Raw genomic sequence first — 20150 nt, forward strand, 5'->3', positions numbered from 1 at the left:
GCCATTGAGCAAGGCAGAGCAGATCCTGGCCGCACTGGGCGGGGAGGCGAACGTCGTCGACCTCGAGCCCTGCATCACGCGGCTGCGGGTCGAGGTCGGTGACGTGCAGCTCGTCGACGAGGCTGCGCTCAAGGCGAGCGGAGCGTTCGGCGTCGTGCGCTCGGGCCGCATCGTGCAGGTCATCGTCGGGCCCGAGGCGGACAACCTCGCCGCCGAGCTCGACAGCCTGCGCTGACGGCGTCGTCGGCGTGGCAGTGCTGCGGCTCGCGAGCCCCGTCCCGGGGGTCGTGCGCCCGCTGACGGACGTGCCGGACGCCGTCTTCGCCCAGCAGATGGTCGGGCCCGGCATGGCGGTCGAGCCCGACCGCACCGGCCGGCAGGACGTCCTGGCGCCGTGCGACGGCGTCGTCGCCGCGCTGCACCCCCACGCGTTCGCCCTCGAGCTGGACGACGGGCGCGCGGTGCTGGTGCACGTCGGCATCGACACCGTGACCCTGGCCGGTCTCGGCTTCGACCTGCACGTCGAGCGTGGCGAGCGCGTGCGCACGGGGGACCGGGTGCTGACGTGGTCGCCCGTGGACGTCGCCGCCGCGGGCCTGTCGACGATGTGCCCCCTGGTCGCGCTGCAGGCCGACCCGGCGCACCTCGTCCACCTCGTCACCGACGGCGAGCACGTGGTCGCCGGCGTGCCCGTCCTGGACTGGGCGACCGACTGACGGGTCAGTCCCGCGTGGTCCCCGAGGGATCGCGCCCCTCGACCGAGGGGTCGCGCCCCCCGACCTGGGGGTCGCGCTGCTCTACCGCGTCGTGCACGGGGGTGTCGTGCGGGTCGCGGGGCGCGGCCGCGTCCTCGGCAGCCGGGTCGGCCGACGGCTCCGCACCCGGGTCGGCCGGCGCGGTGCCGTCGGCCGGGGCCGGCTCGTCCGCCTGCTGGGCCCCCGGGGACGCGCCCGCCAGCCGTTCCTGGTGCGCGACGAGCGCGTCGCGCTGCCCCGCGAGCGGGATGCCCGCGTCCTCCAGCGCACGGCGCACGGCGACGCGCAGGTGGCGCGCGACCTCCCACTGCATGGCGGGGGCCGTGCGCACCGACAGGCGCAGCCCGACGGCGTCCGCCGCGAGCCGCTCCGCACCGGTGACGCTCGGTGCGCCCTGGAGGTAGGCCCCGACGACGGGGTCCGCGGCGACGCCGCGGGCCGCCTCGGTGAGCAGTGCGCACGCCTCGTCGAGGTCGACGAAGTAGTCGACGTCCACCTCGACCACGGCCGTGCTGAAGCCCTGGGTCTTGTTGCCGACGCGGATCATCGAGCCGTTCGGCACGTACCAGAGGGTCCCGTCGCCGTCGCGCAGCTTGGTCACGCGCAGGCCGACGGCCTCGACGGTGCCCGTCGCGGCGCCCACGTCGACGACGTCACCGACGCCGTACTGGTCCTCCAGCAGCATGAACAGGCCGGACAGGAAGTCCTTGACCAGGCTCTGCGCACCGAAGCCGACGGCCACACCGACGATGCCCGCCGACGCGATGAACGGCGCGAGGTTGATGCCCAGCGCGTCGAGCACGAGGATCGCGGCGATCGAGCCGACGACGATGGACGCGGTCGAGCGCAGCACCGACCCGATGGTGCGGGCGCGCTGTGCGCGCCGCGCGGTGGCCAGCGGGCTCGCCTTGAGCAGCGCCGAGCCGACCTCGGACCGCCCGAGCGGGCGCAGCACGCCGCGTTCTGTCACCGGGTCGCCCTCGGCGACGTGGCGCGTGATGCCTGAGATGGCGCGGCGGAGCAGGAGCAGGGCGATCGCGCTGAAGACGATGATGAGGACGATGCGCAGCGGGACGCCGACGAACCACGACCCCCACTGCTCGGCCCACTGGGTCCACCCGGTGTCGTCGGGCTTCAGGACGGGCGGTGGCGTCACGGTGCCTGTCGTCGCGGTGGGGTCGGGCGTGGCCGTCGCGGTGGCGGCGCTCATCGCGCGTCCCGGCCGAGCAGGCCCGTGCGGTCGGCCACGAACTGCAGCTGCTCGACCGACAGCCCGATGGTCCGCGACAGCGCGCGCGCCCCGTGCCCGACGCCGATCTCGCGGCGGACGAGGACGGGCCGCTCCCGCGGGTCGGACGACGTCGCGGCCTGCAGCGCCGCCGCGAGCTTGCGCGCGTGCAGCGGGTCGACGCGCGTGTCGCCCTCGAAGACCGTGAACAGCACCGCCGGGTAGGCCGTCCCGTCGACGACGCGGTGGTACGGCGAGTAGCCCAGCAGCCACCCGAGCTCGGTCGGGTCGGCGGCGTCGCCGTACTCCTCGGTCCACGTCACGCCCAGGCCGAAGCGCTGGTAGCGCACCATGTCGAGCAGCGGGGCCGAGCAGACCGCTGCGGCCCACAGGTCGGGGCGCTGCGTCACGGCCGCACCGACGAGCAGCCCGCCGTTGGACCCGCCCCAGCACGCCAGCATGTCGGGGGTCGTCCAGCCCGCGACGACGACGTGCTCCGCGACGGCGTGGAAGTCGTCGAACACGTTCTGCTTGGCGCCGCGCATGCCGGCGCGGTGCCAGTCCTCACCCTCCTCGCCGCCGCCGCGCAGGTTCGCGACGACGTACACGCCCCCCGCCTCGACCCAGGCGAGCGTCGTCGCGGAGTACGCGGGGTCGAGGCTCACCTGGAACCCGCCGTACCCGTACAGCACCGTCGGCGCCGGGGCGAGGGGCCGCCCGTCGGGGTCCACGCGGTCGGCGCGGGCCAGCACGAACGCGCGCACGGTCGTGCCGTCGGCGCTCGTCACCTCGATCTGGCGGGTGTGCACGGCCGGCACGTCGGGCAGCGCGCCAGGGGGCGCGGCCCACAGCGTGACCGCGCCGGTCCCGGCGTCGTACCGGTGCACGCGCGGCACGGTGACGTGGTCCGTCCAGGAGAACCAGACGGACTCCCCGCCCTCGGGCCGCGTCACGAGGCCCGAGATCGAGCCCAGGCCGGGCAGCGGGACCGCGCCCGTGCGCTCGCCCGTGCGCGGGTCGTGGACGGTGACCTCGCTGACCGAGTGCCGCCGCCACGACGCGAGCAGAGCCGTCGGTGCGCCTGCGTCGCCGTCGTCGACGAGTGCGACGTCCTCGAGCACGGCCACGTCGTCCTGCGGGAGCAGCGTCTCCCAGTGCGCGAGACCGGGGGTCGTCGGGTCCGTCACGGCGAGCCGGCCGCGCGGCGCGTCCAGGTCCGTGTGCACGTACAGGCGCCCGTCGCGGCCCACCCACGCGCCGACCTCGGCGTCCAGACCCACGGCGACCTCGACGAACACCGGGGCCTCGTGCGCACCGGGTGCGGTGAGGTCCGCGATCCAGACGTCCGTGCGCGGGGCCGTGCCCGCCGCCGCGGACACGATCAGCCAGCGCCCGTCGCGGCTGACCTGCACGCCGTAGTACGTCGTCATGTCCTTGCCCGCGCCGAAGACCTCGACGTCCTGCTCGGTCGGGGTGCCGACGCGGTGCAGCCACACCCGCCGGTGGTACTGCTCCTCGTCGGCGGGCAGCAGGTCCGGTGCGAGGCGGCGCACGTAGTAGAACGCCTCGCCGCCCGGCAGCCACGCGACGGGGGAGTAGCGGGCGCGGTCGATCGGCCCGTCGACGGGCTCACCCGTCGTGACGTCGAGCACGTGCAGCACGCTCTGCTCGGTGCCGCCGTGGGACACCTGGTACGCGAGCAGGTGGCCCTCCTTCGACGGCTGCCATGCGTCCAGCGTCGTCGTGCCGGCGGGGTCGAGCAGGAGCGGGTCGATCAGGACGCGCTCGTCCTGACCCTCGGCCACCACGACGACCGCGTGCTCCTGGTCGCCGGTGCGCCGCGAGAAGAAGCGTCGGTCCCCCCGCCACGCGGGGGCACCGACGAACCCGGCGCCGAGCAGCGCGCGCAGCCGCGCGTGCAGCGCGTCGTCGGCGAACGGCGTGCCGGCCGTGGCGTCGGTCACCCGCGCGCGGTACGCCGCGTACAGGTCGTCCTGCGCGCGCGACCACGCCTGCGTGCGATGGTCGTCGGCGTCCTCGAGGGCCCGGTACGGGTCCGCGACCTGGTGGCCGTGCAGGTCCTCGACGAGGTCGGCGCGCGGCGCGTCCGGGTAGGGGCTGGCGCCGTCGGCGCGGGGGGTGGTCGGCTCGGTCGTCACGGTGCCCCAGGCTACGTCGGGCGCGGGCCGCACCTCAGCGGGAGATCGGTACCGGGAGTCCCGAGACCTGCGTGGACGGGCGGTCGCTCAGCTCGCCGTCCGACGTCACACGCACGTCGTGGCGCACGAGGACGTCGCCGTCCTGCATCCACGCCTCGACGTCGAAGCCGTCGCCACGGGGCTGTGCCGTCGTCGGACCGATCTCGGTGGCGAGCTGGGCGCGCGCCGCGTCGACCGTGGCCTGCGCGGCGTCGTCCAGCGTCGGACGCAGCTGCACGTCGTCGAACGACGCGATCCGCTGGGACCACTGGCGGAACGTGCGTGTCGAGTCGAGGTACGTCTCGACGACCGCGGCGGCCGTCCCCTCGTCGTCCACCTGCACCCCCGCCTCCGTGAGCAGGTCGACGTACGCGTCGGTGCGGCCCGTGAGCAGGGTCGCGACTCCCTCGTCGGACAGCGCGAGGTACGCGCGAGCGCCGTGCGCACCGGACCGCGACAGGACGTCGACGACCTGCCAGCCGTCGAGCCAGGGCGTGTCCAGCACCGTCAGGGACGTGTCGTCCTTGGCGACGAGGTCACCGAGTCCCGTGGTGTCGTCCTGCAGCGCCTGCGTCAACCTGGTCCGCACGTCCGTCTCCTCGTCTGCCGTCCCGCCCGGTGTGCCGGCGGCTGCCGTGCCCGACGCCGACGGTGCGGCCGTCCCGTCCGGTCCCTGGGGCTCGTCGCCCGTGCATCCGGTCAGCGCGAGCACGGTGGCCAGCACGGTGGCCAGCACGACGGCCACGGACCCGTCACGCGTCCTGCGTCCCATCGGTGCTCCTCGTCCTCGTGCCGGCCGGCGTGCCCGGCGCCCGGTCAGTGCCGCTCGTCCCACGCGTCACCGTAGTAGTCGTCGTACGGATCACCGGTGTTCGAGGTGACGAACGTGCCGTCGAGGAACAGGTTGCGCACCGCCGCGAACGCCGCGTCGCGTGCCTGCTGCTCGTCGCCGCCGTCGGCGACCGCCTGGTCGTACGCGTCCCAGTACGTGGTGTCCGAGACGTCGGTCGGCATCGTCACGCCGGCGTCCTGGAGCTCGCGCGCCGCGCGGATCTCCTCCACGACACCCTGCGTCTCCTCGTCGAGCATGCCGTTCACGTAGTCGTCCCGGGAGTCCGCGTCGATGTCCGCGCTGGTGCCCTCGGCGTCGTTGAGCGCGTGGTTGTACTCGTGGACGAGGGTCCGCACGGTCTCCATGTCGGTGTTGGCCGTGTCGATGAAGATCGCCGTCCCGTCCCAGTACGAGCCCTGGAAGCTGTCGCGCACCGGGATGCCCTGGTCGGCGAGCCACTGCAGGATCTCGCGGCCCCGCTCGGTCTGCAGCAGCGCGGCCACGGCGTCGCCGTCGGGGTCCATGCCCTCGGGGATGGTGACGCCGTCGACGATCGGCAGCCCGTTCGCCGGGTCCGTGGGGTGCGCCGACGGGGTGGGCGTGGACGTCGGTGTCGACGTCGGGTCGTCCTCGGGCTCGTCGGGGCAGAACCAGCCGACCGTCTCGCACCACCAGCCCGGCTCCTCGTCCTGCTGGTCCTCGTCCTGCTGCTCGTCGTCCTGCTGGTCGTCCGAGCACCACCAACCGACGTTCTCGCACCACCAGCTCGGGTCGTCCTCGCCGGGGGCGTCGGGCGAGGGCTCGCCGCAGGCCCCCTGCCCGAGGGTGGCGATCTGGCACATCGCACGCATCGCGGACGACCGCGCCTGGGAGTTCGACATGACGAGGAGCACCGCCACGACCAGCAGTGCCACCAGGGCGAGGACGCCGATGTACTCGAGCGTCCCCTGACCGGCGTCGCGACGCCGCGGGGCGGCACCGGTGCGCTGCGTGCTCGCACCGGTGACCGCCCGTCCCGGCGTGCGCGCCCTCCACGTGTGCGCCATGTGGTCAGCCTGGTGCGCCCGTCCCGGCAGCGGCAGGGCCCTGGAGCCCGGGTGCGACGCGCCGGTGGGCCCGCGGGCCCGCCGCGGGCCTGGTGACGCACCCTCTGGCAGGATCGGGGCGTGCCCGACGCGACCAACCACGAGGACCTGTGGCGGCTCGCTGCCGCCTACGACGTCGTACCCGGGTACCGCGGTCACGACGGGCAGGACCACGAGGCGACCGACGCGACCGTGGTCCGGGTGCTCGCGGCCCTCGGCGTGGACGCCTCGTCGCCCGAGCGGGTCGCGCTGGCGCTGGGGCACGTCGAGAACATGCCGTGGCGGCGGGTGCTGCCGCCCGTCGTCGTCGTGCGGCAGGGACGGACCGCCCACGTTCCGGTGCACGTCACGCACGGCGACCCCGTCGAGGTGTGGCTCGAGCTCGACCCCGAGGCGGGCGGCGGGCGGCGTGGGCTGACGCAGGCGGACGTCCCCGTGGCACCGCGCACCGTCGACGGGCGACTCGTGGGGCGCGCGACGTTCACGCTGCCCGACGACCTCCCGCTCGGCTGGCACGAGATCCGGACCGACGGGCCCAGCGCGCGCGCCCACAGCCCGGTGGTCGTGACCCCCGAGCGCCTCGAGCTGCCGGAGCGGCTGCGCGAGGGCGGGGTCTGGGGCCTGATGGCCCAGCTGTACTCGGTGCGCTCGCGCACGTCCTGGGGCGTGGGTGACCTGGCGGACCTCGCCGAGCTCGGCTGGCTGGCCGCGCACCGGTGGGGCGCCGACTTCGTGCTCGTGAACCCGCTGCACGCTGCCGAGCCCGTCGAGCCGCTGACCCCCAGCCCGTACCTGCCGACGACCCGACGGTTCGTCAACCCGCTGTACGTGCGCGTCGAGGACGTGCGCGAGACGGCGTACCTGTCCGCCGCGGACCGCGCGCTCGTCGAGTGGGCCGGTGAGCAGGTGCTCGTCACCGACCCGGACCCCGGCCCGATCGACCGCGACGTGGCCTGGGCCGCCAAGCGGGCGGCGCTCGAGGTGGTGTTCGCGCACCCGCGCTCGGCGGCGCGGCAGGCGGCGTTCGACGCGTTCGTCGAGGAGGAGGGCGAAGGGCTGCGCGAGTTCGCCCTGTGGTGCGCCCTCGTCGAGCGTCACGGGCCGGCCGCGGGCTGGTCCGACGACCTGCACGACCCGTTGTCCGACGCGGTCGCGGCCGCTGCAGTCGAGCTGGCCGACCGCGTGGTGTTCTGGTCGTGGCTGCAGTGGGTCGCCGACGAGCAGCTCGAGCGCGCGCAGCGCGTCGTCCGTGAGGGCGGCATGGCGCTGGGGATCATGCACGACCTGGCCGTCGGCGTGCACCCGGAGGGCGCCGACGCGTGGGCGCTGCGCGACGTCCTCGCGACGGGCGCGTCCGTCGGTGCGCCCCCCGACATGTACAACCAGCAGGGGCAGGACTGGTCGCAGCCGCCGTGGCACCCCGAGGGTCTGGCGCGCGCGGCCTACCGGCCCTACCGCGACATGCTGCGCACGGTGCTGCGGCACGCGGGCGCGATCCGCATCGACCACGTCATCGGCCTGTTCCGGCTGTGGTGGGTGCCCGTCGGCAACGACGCCAAGGACGGCGCGTACGTGCGGTACGACCACGACGCCCTCATCGGGATCCTCGCGCTCGAGGCCCACCGCGCCGGCGCCGTGGTCATCGGCGAGGACCTCGGCACCGTCGAGCCGTGGGTCCGCGACTACCTCTCGGAGCGCGGCATCCTGGGCACCTCGGTGCTGTGGTTCGAGCAGGAGCACGACGGCCGCCCCCGCCCGCCGGAGGCGTACCGGCGGCTCGCGCTCGCGACCGTCACGACGCACGACCTGCCCCCCACCGCCGGGTACCTGGCGGGCGAGCACGTCACCCTCCGCGACCGCCTGGGCCTGCTGTCCGCACCCGTGGCCGAGGTGCGCGCGCACGCCGCCGCCGAGCGTGACCGCATGCTCGACGCGCTGCGCGAGCGCGGCCTGCTCGGGCACGACCCCAGCGAGCGGGAGATCGTGGAGGCGCTGCACCGCTGGATCCGCGCGACGCCCGCGGTGCTGCTGGGCGTCTCGCTCGTCGACGCCGTCGGGGAGCGCCGCGCGCAGAACCAGCCCGGCACCGACCGTCAGTACCCGAACTGGAAGGTCCCGCTCGCCGACGGCACGGGCCGCCTCGTGCTGCTGGAGGACCTGTTCACCAACGCCCGCGCGCAGTCGCTGGCCGACGCGATGGACGAGTGAGCGCGCCCCTGCAGCGGGTGCGCGTCGTCGGGGCGTCGGGGGCCGGCAAGACGACGTTCGCGCGCCGGCTGGCTCGTGCGCTGGACGCGCCGCTGGTCGAGCTCGACGAGGTGTTCTGGGGTCCGGGCTGGGTCAAGCGGGACGTCGACGAGGCGCGCGCGGACCTGCGGGCACGGACCGCGGGCCCGACCTGGGTCGCCGACGGCAACTGGGACTCGCGCCGGGAGGGCGTGCTGGACGACGCGGACACGATCGTCTGGTTGGACCACCCGCGCCGCACCGTCATGGCCCGGGTCGTGCGCCGCACGCTGTCGCGCGGGCTCACGCGACGCGAGCTCTGGCACGGCAACCGCGAGTCGCTCGCGAACCTGCGCAGCCGCGACCCGCACCGCAACATCGTGCTGTGGGCGTGGCACCACCACCCGGTCCTGGTCGAGCGCTACACGGCGCGGTCGCAGGCTCCCGGGTCGGACGTCGTGCGGCTGCGGGGGCCCCGCGCGGCGGAGCGGTGGCTGCGCGCGCTCGAGCGCACGCGCTGACCCGGGGCGCGGCGACCGGGACGACGGCAGCCGGGACGACGACAGCCGGGCACGTGCGCACCCGGCCGTCGTCCGTCAGGCGCGGCGGCGGTCGGCCTCCTGCGCGGCGAGCGCGCGGCGCACCCCGTCGCGGGACTCGAGGACCAGGCGCCGCAGCGCCGACGGGGCGTCGGGGTGCCCGTCGAGCCACGCGTCGGTCGCGCCCAGGACGTCGACGCGGGCGTCGTCCGCGAGGGCCGTGGGGTACAGGCCGAGGACGATGTTCTGGGCCATCTCGTTGGTCTTGCCCGTCCACACGCGCTCGAGATCGGCGAAGTACGGCTCGACCCACGGCACCAGCAGCGCGTCGTCGTGCACCCGGCCGAACCCGGCGATCGTGGCGGCCTGCAGGGCGTTGGGCAGCTCGTCGCCGGTGACGACGGCCGCCCACGCGCGCTCCTTGGCCTCGGCCGTCGGCACGGCGGCACGCGCGACGGCCGCGGCCCGCTGACCGGTGGCGGTCGGGTCGGCGACCTGCTGCGCGGCCACGTCGGCATCGCCCGCGCGCCCGCCCGCGACGAGGGACGTGAGCAGCTCCCAGCGCAGGTCGGTGTCGACCGAGAGGCCCTCGAGCGTCCGGCGGCCGTCGAGGACCTCGGTGACCACGTCGAGGTGCGCCTCGGTGCGCGCGCGTCCGGCGAAGGCCTTGGCGAGCTGCAGCTGCTGGTCAGACCCCGCGGGCGCGGCCTGCGCCAGCGCGAGCAGCCGGTCGGCCGCCGCGGTCGCGGTCGCCTCGCGGTGCTCGGCGGCCACGTACAGGTCCAGCGCCGTGGTCAGCTGGCGGAGCAGGACCAGGATCACCGACGAGTCGGTCTCGTGCGCGATGTTGTGCAGGACCAGGTCGACGAAGTCGCGCGCCGAGGTCTCGCCGTCGCGCGTCGCGTCCCACGCCGCCGCCCACACCAGGGTGCGCGGCAGGGAGTCCGTGAACTTGTCGAGGTGCGCCACCGACGTCGCGAGGGACTGCGGGTCCAACCGGACCTTCGCGTACGCGAGGTCGTCGTCGTTGACCAGCAGCAGCGCGGGACGGCGCACGCCGACGAGCTCGGGGACCTCGGTGCGCGGGCCGTCGACGTCCAGCTCGACGTGCACGGTGCGGACCAGGCGCGCGTCGTCGCCCTCGCCGACCAGGTCGTACCCACCGACCGCGAGGCGGTGCGGGCGCTGCACGGGGTGCTCGGCGGGGACCTCCTGCAGCACCGCGAACGACGTGATCACGTCGTCGGCGTCGACCTCGAACGCGGGCCGCAGCAGCGTGACGCCCGCCTGCTCGAGCCACAGGGCCGACCACGCCGACAGGTCGCGCCCGCTCGTGGTCTCCAGCTCGGTCAGCAGGTCGTGCAGCTGGGTGTTGCCCCAGGCGTGGCGCGCGAAGTACGCGCGCACCCCGGCGAAGAACTGCTCCTGGCCGACCCACGCGACGAGCTGCTTGAGCACCGAGGCGCCCTTGGCGTAGGTGATGCCGTCGAAGTTGACCTCGACGTCCTCGAGGTCGCGCATGTCCGCGACGATCGGGTGCGTCGACGGCAGCTGGTCCTGCCGGTACGCCCACGACTTCTCGAGCGAGGAGAACGTGGTCCAGGCGCTGGTCCACGGCGTCGCCTCGGCGGTCGCGAGGGTCGAGACGTACTCGGCGAACGACTCGTTGAGCCACAGGTCGTCCCACCAGCGCATCGTCACCAGGTCGCCGAACCACATGTGCGCGAGCTCGTGCAGGATCGTCACCGCGCGGCGCTCGACCGTGGCGTCGGGGACCTTGGAGCGGAAGACGTACGACTCGAGGAAGGTCACCGCGCCGGCGTTCTCCATGGCGCCGGCGTTGAACTCCGGCACGAAGAGCTGGTCGTACTTGGCGAACGGGTAGGGGTGCCCGAAGCGCTCCTCGTAGAACGCGAAGCCGGCGCGCGTGATGTCGAGGATGTTGTCGGTGTCGAGGTGCTGGGCGAGCGACGACCGGCAGTACACCCCGAGCGGGACCGTGCGGCCGTCGCTGCTCGTCAGCTCGCCGTGCTCGCCGTGGTACGGCCCCGCGACCACGGCGGTGATGTACGAGGAGATCCGCGGCGTGGTCGCGAACGTCCACGTCGCCGTGCCGTCGTCCCGCCCGCCGTTGAGGTTGCGCCCGCCCTCGACGCGCTGCGGCTCGCCCAGCTGCGGGTAGTTCGACACCACCGTCCAGTGCGCGGGCGCGGTGACGGTGAACGTGAAGGTCGCCTTGAGGTCCGGCTGCTCGAACACCGCGAACACGCGGCGGGAGTCCGCGACCTCGAACTGGCTGTACAGGTACACCTCGTCGTCGACGGGGTCCACGAAGCGGTGCAGGCCCTCGCCGGTGTGCATGTACGCGCACTCCGCGACGACGGTCAGCTCGTTCTCCTCCGCCAGGTCGGCGAGCAGGATCCGGGAGTCGGACACCACCGCGGCGGGGTCGAGGCTCCGGCCGTTGAGGACCACCTCGTGCACCGTCGGCGCGATCAGGTCCACGAACGTGCTCGCCCCCGCCGTCGCCGAGAACCGCACCGTCGAGCGCGACGAGAACGTCTTCGGCCCGGTGGTGAGGTCGAGCACGACGTCGTACGCGTCGGTGCGGACGCGTGCGGCGCGCTCGGCCGCCTCGGCGCGGGTGAGGTTCTCTCCGGGCACGGATGCTCTCCGATCGTTCTGCGGCGGTGGCCACGAGGGGCTGTGGCGGCGCCCGGGCGGTCGGCGACGACCGGGGTCGGGTCGGCCAGGGCGGGGCGCTGCCGTGTCGCACGTGCGCGACCGCACGATCATGCCACGGGGGTCCGACGGGACGTGGGGGACCGGAGGGGATGTGCGTCGGACGGCCGGAAGGGGCACACTCGGGCTCGTCCCGTCAGCGAGAGGAGCTCGTGTGCCCGTCGTCGACCTCTGGTTCGACCCTGCCTGCCCGTGGGCCTGGATGACGTCCCGCTGGATGCTCGAGGTCGAGCGCATCCGCGACGTCGAGGTCCGGTGGCACGTCATGAGCCTGTCCGTGCTCAACGAGGGCCGCGACCTGCCCGACGAGTACCGCCGCCTCATGGACGGGTCGTGGGGCCCGGTCCGGGTGCTGGTCGCCGCCGCACGTGACCACGGCGACGAGGTCCTCGAGCCGTTGTACACCGCGATGGGCACGCGTCGGCACCCCGGAGGCCGCACGGACACCGACGCGATCGTCGCGGAGTCGCTGGCCGAGGTCGGGCTGCCGGCCGCGCTCGCGGACGTCGCCGCCGACGTCCCGGGCGACGAGGTCGACGACCTGCTGCGCGCGTCGCACGCGCGGGCGATGGAGCTGGTCGGCGACGAGGTCGGCACCCCGGTCGTCGCGATCGACGGTGTCGGGTTCTTCGGTCCCGTCATGACGCCCGCGCCGCGCGGGGACGCCGCCGGGCGGTTGTTCGACGGTCTCGCGCTGATCACGGGGGTGCCGGGCTTCTACGAGCTCAAGCGCACGCGGACGCTGGGCCCGGTGTTCGACACCCCGGCCCCGCCGCAGGCGTGAGCGGGTCGGGCCCCCTGCGGGGCCTGAGCCGCGGCATGCAGGTGTTCCTGCTGGTCGACGTGCTGCTCGTCGTGCTGCTGGTGGTCCTCGTGGCCACGCTGCCCGAGCGCGGGCGCGCCGACGACGACGCGGGCGCGTCGTCCACCGCGTCGGCCCCCGCCGCGACGGCGACCGCCACGGACGAGGCGTCGACCGAGCCTGTCGCGTTCTCGTTGCCGAGCGGCAACATCGCGTGCGAGATGAGCGTCGAGGGTGTGCTGTGCACGATCGGCAGCTTCACGTACGCGGCACCCCAGGTCACCGGGTGCGAGGCGGAGACCGGGCACGTCGTGCACCTCGACGCCGAGGGCTTCCGGTTCCGGTGCGAGGACGACGGCATCCCGGAGCTGCCGCCCGGCGCCGAGCTCACGTACGGCGCCCGCGAGACCGTCGGGGACTACACCTGCGCGTCCGGGACCGACGGGGTCACGTGCCTGGACGCCGCCGGGGTCGGGTTCCGGCTCGCCCGCGCGCAGTGGACCGCGCTGCCCTGACGCCGGCCGCTCCGACGCCCCGACGACGACCCGACGTGCGTGCAGCCCCCTCGCCGGGGGCCGCACGCACGTCACCTCACCAGATGCGGACGCGGTCCTCGGGGTCCAGCCACAGCCCGTCGGTCGGCTGCACGTCGTACGCCGTGTAGAACTCGTCGATGTTGCGGACCACGCCGTTGCAGCGGAACTCGTCCGGCGAGTGCGGGTCGACGGCCAGGCGCCGGACGACCTCCTCGTCCCGGCCCTTGGTCCGCCAGGAGTGCGCCCAGCCGATGAACAGCCGCTGCAGGCCCGTGTGCTCGTCGAGCACGGGAGCGTCGGCGAGCGGTCGGCCGAGCGCGATCTCGTACGCGCGCACCGCGATGGCGAGCCCGCCGAGGTCCCCGATGTTCTCGCCGATCGTCAGCTCGCCGTTGACGTGGTGGCTGCCGCCGAGCTGGCGCGGGGAGTACTGCGCGTACTGGTCGACCAGCGACTTCGTGCGGCGCTCGAACTCGGCACGGTCCTGCGCGGTCCACCAGTCGACCAGGCGCCCGTCGCCGTCGTACTTCGAGCCCTGGTCGTCGAAGCCGTGGCCGATCTCGTGGCCGATGACCGCGCCGATGCCGCCGTAGTTGACGGCGTCGTCCGCGCCCGCGTCGAAGAACGGCGGCTGCAGGATCGCGGCGGGGAAGACGATCTCGTTCATGCCGGGGTTGTAGTACGCGTTGACGGTCTGCGGCGTCATGAACCACTCGTCGCGGTCGATGGGCCGGCCGATCTTGTGCAGCTCGCGGTCCAGCTCGAAGGCGTGCGAGCGGCGCACGTTGCCGACCAGGTCGTCCGCGCGCACCTCGAGCGACGCGTAGTCGCGCCACTTCACGGGGTAGCCGATCTTCGGCGTGAACTTGTCGAGCTTCTCCAGCGCGCGCTGCCGGGTCTCCTCGCCCATCCACGTCAGCGACGTGATCGACGCGCGGTACGCCTCGACCAGGTGCGCCACGAGGACGTCCATGCGCTCCTTGTGCGACGGCGGGAAGTGGCGCTCGACGTACACCTTGCCGACGGCCTCGCCGAGCGAGCCCTGCACGAGGGACACGCCGCGCTTCCAGCGCTCGCGGACCTCCGGCGCGCCGGACAGGGTGCGGCCGTAGAAGTCGAAGTTCGCCTCGACGAGCTCGTCGGTCAGGTACGGCGCGCGCGCCGACACCACGTGGTACGTCGCCCACGCCTGCCAGTCGGCGAGCGGGACCTCGCCCCACAGGGACGCGAAGCCCTCGGCGAACGACGGCTCGCGCACCACCAGGCGGTCGAGCGTGCCCTCCGGCGCGCCCAGCGCGGCGGCCCACGCGCGCCAGCCGAAGCCCGGTGCGCGCTCCGCGAGCTCGGTCAGCGTCAGCGCGTTGTACGTCAGCTCGGCGTCGCGGTCCTTCACGACGTCCCAGTGGTGGGACGCCAGGCGCGACTCGAGCGCCACGACCCGCCCGGCGAGGTCCTCGGGGTCGCCGGCCGCGACGACGCCGGACACGGGCGCGGCGAGGCGCAGCATGCGCGCGACGTGCGGCAGGTACTTCTCGCGCACGGCGGCGTGCTGCTCCTCGCGGTAGTACGCCTCGTCCGGCAGCCCGAGGCCACCCTGCACCAGGTGCACGACGTAGGTGTCGGGGTCCTTGGCGTCGTTGTCGACGTACAGGTCGACCACGGCGGCGGCGCCCGTGCGCTGCAGCGTGCCCAGCGCGGTGGTCAGGTCGGCGGCCGACGTCGCGGCGTCGACGAGCGCGAGGTCGGCGCGCAGCGGCTCGACACCGGCGGCGGCCACCGCGTCGGCGGCCATGAAGCTCGCGTACAGCGCGCCGATCTTGCCCTCGACACCCTCCGCGTCGCCCTCGCCCGCTGCCTGTGCGGCGTCGGTGATGATGTCGAGGACCTGGCGTTCGGCCTCGTCGTAGAGCGCCCGGAAGGGGCCGTCCATGGCCCGGTCCGCCGGGATCACGTACGAGGCGGCCCACCGGCCGTTCACGTGGGCGTCGAGGTCGTCCTGGGGTCGGACCGCCGGGTCCAGGTCGTCGAGGGGGAGTCCGCTGCGCGTCATGCCGACAGCCTACGGACGCCCGGACGTGGTGCGGCGCACGCTGCGGCAGGATGTCCCCATGCGCATCCACGTCGCCGCCGACCATGCCGGGTACGAGCTGAAGGTCGCGCTCCTCGAGCACCTGCGGGCCGCCGACCACGAGGTCGTCGACCACGGGGCCTTCGCGTACGACGAGCTCGACGACTACCCGTCGTTCTGCTTCGCCGCGGGGGAGGCCGTCGTCGCCGACCCGGGTTCGCTGGGCGTGGTGATCGGCGGGTCGGGCAACGGCGAGCAGATCGCCGCGAACAAGGTCGCGGGCGTGCGGGCCGCGCTCGCGTGGAACGCGGACACCGCCCGCCTGGGCCGCCAGCACAACGACGCGAACGTGGTCGCGATCGGCGCGCGGCAGCACACCGTCGACGAGGCCCTCACGCTGGTCGACCTGTTCGTCGCCGAGCCGTTCAGCGGCAACCCGCGGCACCAGCGCCGCATCGACCAGCTCGCCGCGTACGAGGCCGCGCGCCGCTGACGACGGGGCGCGTCGGCGCCGCCCTCGGGAGCCGGTGCCTCAGAAGACCCAGGGGCACACCGGCGCGAGCGGCGACGCGAACGTCGTCGTGAGCCGGTCCAGCACCGGCCGGTCCCCGTGGACGAGTCCCGCGCTCGCCAGCGCGGTCGCCGACCGGCCGCCGAGGTACAGCGCGCCCAGCTCCCGCACGTCGAGCCGCACGTCGGGTGCCGCGTGGGTCCGCACGACGTCGGCGGCGCCGTCCGTGTCGACGATCAGCCGCCAGCGGCCCGCGTTGGCGGGCAGCAGGGTGTCCGTCACGTCGAGCACGACGTCCGCCGGCCCCGCGTACCGACGCCCGACGAGCGCCTGCGGGAGGTCCAGCAGCCGCACCCACAGGTTGTCGCCCGTGCGACGGCGTGCCGGCCGCAGGTCGACCAGCAGGTGCAGCAGCGGGTCGTCGACCGGCAGCATCGGCGTCTCGACCGTCGTCGTGAGGTCCAGGTCGAGCAGGAACGACCACAGCCGGTGCGCGGAGGCCGCGTCCGTCGCGGACGCCTGGCGGACCCTCACCGTGAAGTCGGGCCCGTTCTCGCCCCACGAGTCCTTGCGGGCCAGCAGCGCGAGGGCGCGGACCTCCTCGCCCGCGAGCACCGTCGCCAGCAGCAGGGGCTCGACGCCGTTCCGCCGGGACGGGGGGTCGGCGACGGTGCGCGCCCGCACCTCGGGTGCGGCGCGGGGCATCCAGCCGGGTCGACCTGCGCCGGCGCGCACGTGCAGGTCCTCGACGACGTCGCAGTGGCGGGCGGGGTCGACGCGCTCGAGCCGCACCGTGAGGTCGTCCGACCCGGCCACGGGACGCAGCGCCGCACGACGCGGCAGCGTCATCCGGACGTCGTCGGCGGCGCTGCCGTACCCGAACCGGCCGTAGATCGCCGGCTCGGCCGCGAACAGCGCCGACACGGGCTCGCCGCGCGCCAGCGACCGCTCGACGTGGGTCCGGATCATCGACGTCAGCAGGCCACGCCGGCGGTGGTCGGGACGCACCGCGACCCACGACAGCCCCGAGCACGCGACCTCGCCTCCCGGCACGGGCATCGCGAAGGGGTACGAGCCGTGCACCGCGGCGTAGGTGCCGTCGGACGCCTCCACGGCCATGAGGCGGTCGAGCGGGATCGGGAACGGCAGGGACGCCTCGATCTCCGGCTGGGGGGTGACGGCGAACGCGAGCTCGTCGGTGGTGCGGAAGTCCGCGACGCGCTCGGGGGTGACGACGACGGTGCGGTAGCCGTCGGGCAGGGTGCTCATGGCGCCATCCTGCTCGCGCGGGGCGTCATGACGCACGCGGATTGCGTCGTCGTGACGTGCGACGTGCGCGCGGGCCTAGGCTCGGGTCGTGGGCTCCTCACCGTTCGGTGCGCGTGGAGGCTGGGCGTGGCGGCTGTTCGCGGGCTGGGCCGCCGGGCCGCAGGCACGGGTCGTCGGTGTGCTGGTGCTGCTGGCCGCCCTGTACTCCCTCGGCGCCCTCTGGCAGCCGGACTGGTTCGCGCTGTCAGGGTTCGTCCTGCTGCTGCTGGTCGGCGCCTTCGTGCTGCGGTGGCGCTACCTCGTCGTCCTCGTCGTGGTCGTCGCCGCGCTCACCGTGGCGTGCGTCGTCGTCCGGCCCGCCGCGCCCACGCCGGGGCCGCTCGTCGTGGTCGGGCTGGCCTGTGCCGCGGTCCTGGTGTTCGGCCGGGAGCGTGACCAGCTCGGCCTGCAGGGCGCGCCGGGTGCGCTGATGCTCGTCGACCTGCGGGACCGGCTCGCCGCCGGCGGCCGCCTCCCCGGGCTCCCGCTGCGCTGGCAGGTGGACGCCGAGGTGCGCTCGGCGCACGCCGCCGCGTTCTCGGGCGACTTCCTCGTGTCCCACCTGCGCGGGACACGGTTCGAGGTCGTGCTCGTCGACGTCTCCGGCAAGGGCCAGGCCGCGGGGGTCCGGGCGTTGCAGCTCCAGGGGGCGCTCGGCGGGCTGCTGGGCGCGCTGCGGGTCGAGGACTTCCTGCCGGCCGCCAACTCCTACCTGCTGGGTCAGGGGTGGGACGAGGGGTTCGCGACCGCCGCCCACCTGTCCGTGGACCTCGCCACGGGGGCGTACCGGGTCGGGACCGCAGGGCACCCGCCGCCCGCGGTGCTGCACGCCGGGTCGGGCCGGATCGAGCTGCTCGACGGGGGCGGGGGCATCGCGCTCGGCGTGGTCGAGGACATGGAGCCCGGCGTGCGCCGGGGCGCGCTGCTGCCGGGTGACGTGATCGTGCTCTACACCGACGGCCTCGTCGAGGCACCCGGGCGCGACGTCGACCAGGGCATCGACCGGCTCCTGGGCGTCATCGAGGAGGTCCTGGCGGCGAACCCCGGCAACGCTCACGAGGTCCTCGTCGGTGCCCGCGTGGGCGACGACGACGACCGGGCTGTCGTCGTGCTCCGGCGGAGCTGAGCGTGGGGCCCGACGTGGGCACGGGAGGACCCGAGGTCGATCCCGACGACTGGGTCGAGGAGGTCCACGTCCTCGTCGCGACGATCCCTCCCGGCCGGGTGATGACGTACGGCCTGGTCGCCGAGGTCCTCGCCGATCGGGCGCTCGCGGCGGGCCGCACGCCGCGCGGCGGACCGCGCCAGGTGGGACGGGCCATGGCCCGTGGTGGTGACGTGCCGTGGTGGCGCGTCGTCAACGCGTCCGGCAGCCCGCCCGCGCACCACCTGACGCGCGCGCTGGTGCACCTGCGCGCCGAGGGCACGCCGCTGACGCCCGACGGCGAACGCGTCCGGCTGCGCCAGGCGGTCTGGTTCCCCGACGACTGACGCGGGACCGCCGGTCAGCCCAGCGCGCGCCGCGAGGAGATCACGCCCGTGTCGAACCCGGCGAGGTGCAGGCCGCCGTGGAAGCGCGCGTGCTCGATCTTCACGCAGCGGTCCATGACGACGGCCAGCCCGGCCTCCTCGCCGCGCCGTGCGACGTCCTCGTGCCACGAGCCGAGCTGCAGCCACAGCGTCTTCGCGCCCACCGCGAGGGTCTCGTCGAGGACGGTCTCGAGGTCGTCGTGGCGGCGGAACACGTCGACCAGGTCGGGCACCACGGGCAGCGCGTCGAGCGAGGGGTAGACCGGCCGACCGAGGATCGTCTCGGCGCGCGGGTTGACGAAGTACACGTCGTACGGCGAGCTCGACAGCAGGTACGTCGCGACGAAGTACGACGCGCGTGCGGGGTTGGTCGACGCGCCGACGATCGCGATGGATCGCGTGGCGCGCAGGATCGCCAGGCGCTCCGGCGCGCTCGGGCCGAGCCAGGTGCGGGCGTTCATCGGGCCTCCTCCCGGGTGGTCCCGGTCGCGACGGTCAGGGCCTGGTCGAGGTCCCACAGGATGTCGACGGCGTCCTCGATGCCGATGCTGATGCGCACGAGGTCCTCGGGGACCCCGGCGGCCTCGAGCTGCTCGGCCGAGAGCTGCTGGTGCGTCGTCGAGCCGGGGTGGATGACCAGCGTGCGGGCGTCTCCCACGTTGGCCAGGTGGCTCGCCAGCTGCAGGGCCTCGATGAACCGGCGGCCGACCTCCCGGCCGGCCAGGTCCGGCGTGCCGGCGAGGCGGAACGCGAACACCGAGCCGGGGCCGAGCGGCAGGTACCTCCGTGCGCGCTCGTGGTGCGGGTGCGACTCCAGGCCGGCCCACAGCACCGACGCGATGCGTGGGTCCGACTCGAGCCACGTCGCGACCTCGCGCGCGTTCGCGAGGTGGGCGTCGATGCGCTGGGGCAGCGTCTCGACGCCCTGCAGCAGCTGGAACGCCGACATGGGGGACAGCGCCGGGCCGATGTCGCGCAGCTGCTCGGAGCGCAGCTTGGTGAGGAACCCGTACTCGCCGAAGTTCTCCCACCAGCGCACGCCGCCGTACGACGCCACGGGCTCGGTCATGGTCGGGAAGCGCCCGTTGCCCCAGTCGAACCGGCCGGACTCGACGATCACGCCACCGAGCGTGGTCCCGTGCCCGCCGAGGAACTTCGTCGCGGAGTGGATGACGATGTCCGCGCCGTGCTCGATGGGGCGCACCAGGTACGGGGTCGAGAGCGTGGAGTCCACGACGAGCGGCACCCCGGCGGCGTGCGCGACCTCGGCCAGACCGGCCAGGTCGGCGATCTCGCCCGACGGGTTCGCGATGACCTCGGTGTACACGGCCTTGGTCTCCGGGCGGATCGCCGCCGCGTAGTCGGCCGGGTCCGTGCCGGGCACGAACGTCGTCTCGACGCCGAAGCGCCGCAGCGTGACGTCGAGCTGCGTCACGGTGCCGCCGTACAGCTGCGCGGAGGCGACCAGGTGGTCGCCCGCCCCGGCCAGCGCCGCGAACACGAGGAACTCGGCGGCCATGCCGGACGCCGTGGCGACCGCACCGATGCCGCCCTCGAGCGACGCGAGACGCTCCTCGAACGCCGCGACCGTGGGGTTGCCGATGCGCGAGTAGATGTTGCCGTACTTCTGCAGCGCGAAGAGGTTCGCGGCGTCGGCGGTGTCGTCGAAGACGAACGACGTCGTCTGGTAGATCGGCACGGCGCGCGCGCCCGTGGTGGCGTCGGGGATGCCGCCGGCGTGCAGCGCACGGGTGCGGAAGCCGAAGCGGTGCTCGCTCACGGTGCTCCTG

Annotated in this window: 18 protein-coding genes; 9 read left to right on the top strand and 9 right to left on the bottom strand. The window is 74.5% G+C overall.

The genetic code is table 11. The features are described 5' to 3' along the window. Nucleotides 1-4: 4 nt before the first annotated feature. Together OKX07_RS07395 and OKX07_RS07400 are read left to right on the top strand one after the other, a co-directional pair. Nucleotides 5-235 (top strand): PTS glucose/sucrose transporter subunit IIB, encoded by a 231-nt coding sequence (locus OKX07_RS07395; RefSeq protein WP_265631184.1) that lies wholly within the window; start codon nt 5-7, stop codon nt 233-235. Nucleotides 236-248: 13 nt separating this feature from the next. Continuing rightward, entirely contained in the window at nt 249-716 is a 468-nt protein-coding gene (locus OKX07_RS07400; RefSeq protein WP_265631185.1) for a PTS sugar transporter subunit IIA, read from the top strand. Nucleotides 717-720: 4 nt separating this feature from the next. Here the strand turns inward: OKX07_RS07400 and OKX07_RS07405 are convergent, their stop codons facing one another. Genes OKX07_RS07405 through OKX07_RS07420 form a run of 4 tightly spaced genes read right to left on the bottom strand, consistent with a single transcriptional unit; the run spans nt 721 to nt 6059 of the window. Next, a complete protein-coding gene (locus tag OKX07_RS07405) occupies nt 721-1965 on the bottom strand; it encodes a mechanosensitive ion channel family protein (RefSeq protein WP_265631186.1) in 1245 nt (414 codons plus the stop codon). Continuing rightward, entirely contained in the window at nt 1962-4142 is a 2181-nt protein-coding gene (locus OKX07_RS07410; RefSeq protein WP_265631187.1) for a prolyl oligopeptidase family serine peptidase, read from the bottom strand. Before OKX07_RS07410 ends, OKX07_RS07405 begins: the two co-directional genes overlap by 4 nt. Before the next feature lie 34 nt (nt 4143-4176). Further along, entirely contained in the window at nt 4177-4953 is a 777-nt protein-coding gene (locus OKX07_RS07415; RefSeq protein WP_265631188.1) for a hypothetical protein, read from the bottom strand. Between the two features lie 44 nt (nt 4954-4997). Next, a complete protein-coding gene (locus OKX07_RS07420) occupies nt 4998-6059 on the bottom strand; it encodes a DUF6782 family putative metallopeptidase (RefSeq protein ID WP_265631189.1) in 1062 nt (353 codons plus the stop codon). A gap of 120 nt (nt 6060-6179) precedes the next feature. Here OKX07_RS07420 and malQ point away from each other — a divergent pair, with 120 nt between their 5' ends. Continuing rightward, nucleotides 6180-8306 carry a 4-alpha-glucanotransferase gene (gene malQ, locus OKX07_RS07425; protein ID WP_265631190.1) on the top strand — a complete coding sequence of 709 codons (2127 nt, stop codon included), beginning with the start codon at nt 6180-6182 and terminating at the stop codon, nt 8304-8306. Next, the gene (locus tag OKX07_RS07430; protein WP_265631191.1) at nt 8303-8845 is read left to right on the top strand and encodes an AAA family ATPase; all 543 of its coding nucleotides are present in this window, start codon (nt 8303-8305) and stop codon (nt 8843-8845) included. The genes malQ and OKX07_RS07430 overlap by 4 nt, the downstream gene beginning before the upstream one ends. Nucleotides 8846-8920: 75 nt before the next feature. Here the strand turns inward: OKX07_RS07430 and pepN are convergent, their stop codons facing one another. Next, nucleotides 8921-11527 carry an aminopeptidase N gene (gene pepN, locus OKX07_RS07435; protein WP_265631192.1) on the bottom strand — a complete coding sequence of 869 codons (2607 nt, stop codon included), beginning with the start codon at nt 11525-11527 and terminating at the stop codon, nt 8921-8923. A 232-nt stretch (nt 11528-11759) separates the two neighbouring features. Here pepN and OKX07_RS07440 point away from each other — a divergent pair, with 232 nt between their 5' ends. Continuing rightward, nucleotides 11760-12389 (top strand): DsbA family protein, encoded by a 630-nt coding sequence (locus tag OKX07_RS07440; RefSeq protein ID WP_265631193.1) that lies wholly within the window; start codon nt 11760-11762, stop codon nt 12387-12389. Further along, nucleotides 12386-12922 carry a hypothetical protein gene (locus tag OKX07_RS07445; RefSeq protein WP_265631194.1) on the top strand — a complete coding sequence of 179 codons (537 nt, stop codon included), beginning with the start codon at nt 12386-12388 and terminating at the stop codon, nt 12920-12922. Before OKX07_RS07440 ends, OKX07_RS07445 begins: the two co-directional genes overlap by 4 nt. 76 nt (nt 12923-12998) lie before the next feature. Here OKX07_RS07445 and OKX07_RS07450 read toward each other — a convergent pair whose 3' ends face one another. Continuing rightward, nucleotides 12999-14993 carry a M13 family metallopeptidase gene (locus OKX07_RS07450; RefSeq protein ID WP_265631195.1) on the bottom strand — a complete coding sequence of 665 codons (1995 nt, stop codon included), beginning with the start codon at nt 14991-14993 and terminating at the stop codon, nt 12999-13001. A gap of 58 nt (nt 14994-15051) precedes the next feature. On the opposite strand from OKX07_RS07450, the gene OKX07_RS07455 reads away from it, so the two are divergent. Continuing rightward, nucleotides 15052-15504 carry a ribose-5-phosphate isomerase gene (locus tag OKX07_RS07455; protein ID WP_265631849.1) on the top strand — a complete coding sequence of 151 codons (453 nt, stop codon included), beginning with the start codon at nt 15052-15054 and terminating at the stop codon, nt 15502-15504. Nucleotides 15505-15543: 39 nt separating this feature from the next. Here OKX07_RS07455 and OKX07_RS07460 read toward each other — a convergent pair whose 3' ends face one another. Next, complete coding sequence (locus OKX07_RS07460; RefSeq protein WP_265631196.1) at nt 15544-16791, bottom strand: GNAT family N-acetyltransferase; 1248 nt, start codon at nt 16789-16791, stop codon at nt 15544-15546. Nucleotides 16792-16879: 88 nt separating this feature from the next. Here OKX07_RS07460 and OKX07_RS07465 point away from each other — a divergent pair, with 88 nt between their 5' ends. Then, on the top strand, nt 16880-17956 hold the full coding sequence (locus OKX07_RS07465; protein ID WP_265631197.1) for a PP2C family protein-serine/threonine phosphatase: 1077 nt from the start codon (nt 16880-16882) through the stop codon (nt 17954-17956). Nucleotides 17957-17958: 2 nt separating this feature from the next. After that, a complete protein-coding gene (locus OKX07_RS07470) occupies nt 17959-18321 on the top strand; it encodes an MGMT family protein (protein ID WP_416220843.1) in 363 nt (120 codons plus the stop codon). A 14-nt stretch (nt 18322-18335) separates the two neighbouring features. Here the strand turns inward: OKX07_RS07470 and OKX07_RS07475 are convergent, their stop codons facing one another. Both OKX07_RS07475 and OKX07_RS07480 read right to left on the bottom strand, forming a co-directional pair. Beyond that, nucleotides 18336-18821 (bottom strand): CoA-binding protein, encoded by a 486-nt coding sequence (locus OKX07_RS07475; protein ID WP_265631198.1) that lies wholly within the window; start codon nt 18819-18821, stop codon nt 18336-18338. After that, nucleotides 18818-20140, bottom strand: coding sequence for an O-acetylhomoserine aminocarboxypropyltransferase/cysteine synthase family protein (locus tag OKX07_RS07480; protein WP_265631199.1), 1323 nt, complete (start codon nt 20138-20140; stop codon nt 18818-18820). The genes OKX07_RS07475 and OKX07_RS07480 overlap by 4 nt, the downstream gene beginning before the upstream one ends. Nucleotides 20141-20150: the final 10 nt, after the last annotated feature.

Origin of the sequence: Cellulomonas sp. S1-8 (assembly GCF_026184235.1) — a bacterium.
In the GTDB taxonomy this organism is placed as follows: Bacteria; Actinomycetota; Actinomycetes; order Actinomycetales; family Cellulomonadaceae; genus Cellulomonas.

Bases quoted from the DNA above. Each gene is read 5' to 3' on its own strand.
- OKX07_RS07450 (WP_265631195.1), bottom strand. From the start codon at position 14,993: ATGACGCGCAGCGGACTCCCCCTCGACGACCTGGACCCGGCGGTCCGA.
- OKX07_RS07420 (WP_265631189.1), bottom strand. From the start codon at position 6,059: ATGGCGCACACGTGGAGGGCGCGCACGCCGGGACGGGCGGTCACCGGT.
- OKX07_RS07475 (WP_265631198.1), bottom strand. From the start codon at position 18,821: ATGAACGCCCGCACCTGGCTCGGCCCGAGCGCGCCGGAGCGCCTGGCG.
- OKX07_RS07460 (WP_265631196.1), bottom strand. From the start codon at position 16,791: ATGAGCACCCTGCCCGACGGCTACCGCACCGTCGTCGTCACCCCCGAG.
- OKX07_RS07405 (WP_265631186.1), bottom strand. From the start codon at position 1,965: ATGAGCGCCGCCACCGCGACGGCCACGCCCGACCCCACCGCGACGACA.
- OKX07_RS07455 (WP_265631849.1), top strand. From the start codon at position 15,052: ATGCGCATCCACGTCGCCGCCGACCATGCCGGGTACGAGCTGAAGGTC.
- OKX07_RS07415 (WP_265631188.1), bottom strand. From the start codon at position 4,953: ATGGGACGCAGGACGCGTGACGGGTCCGTGGCCGTCGTGCTGGCCACC.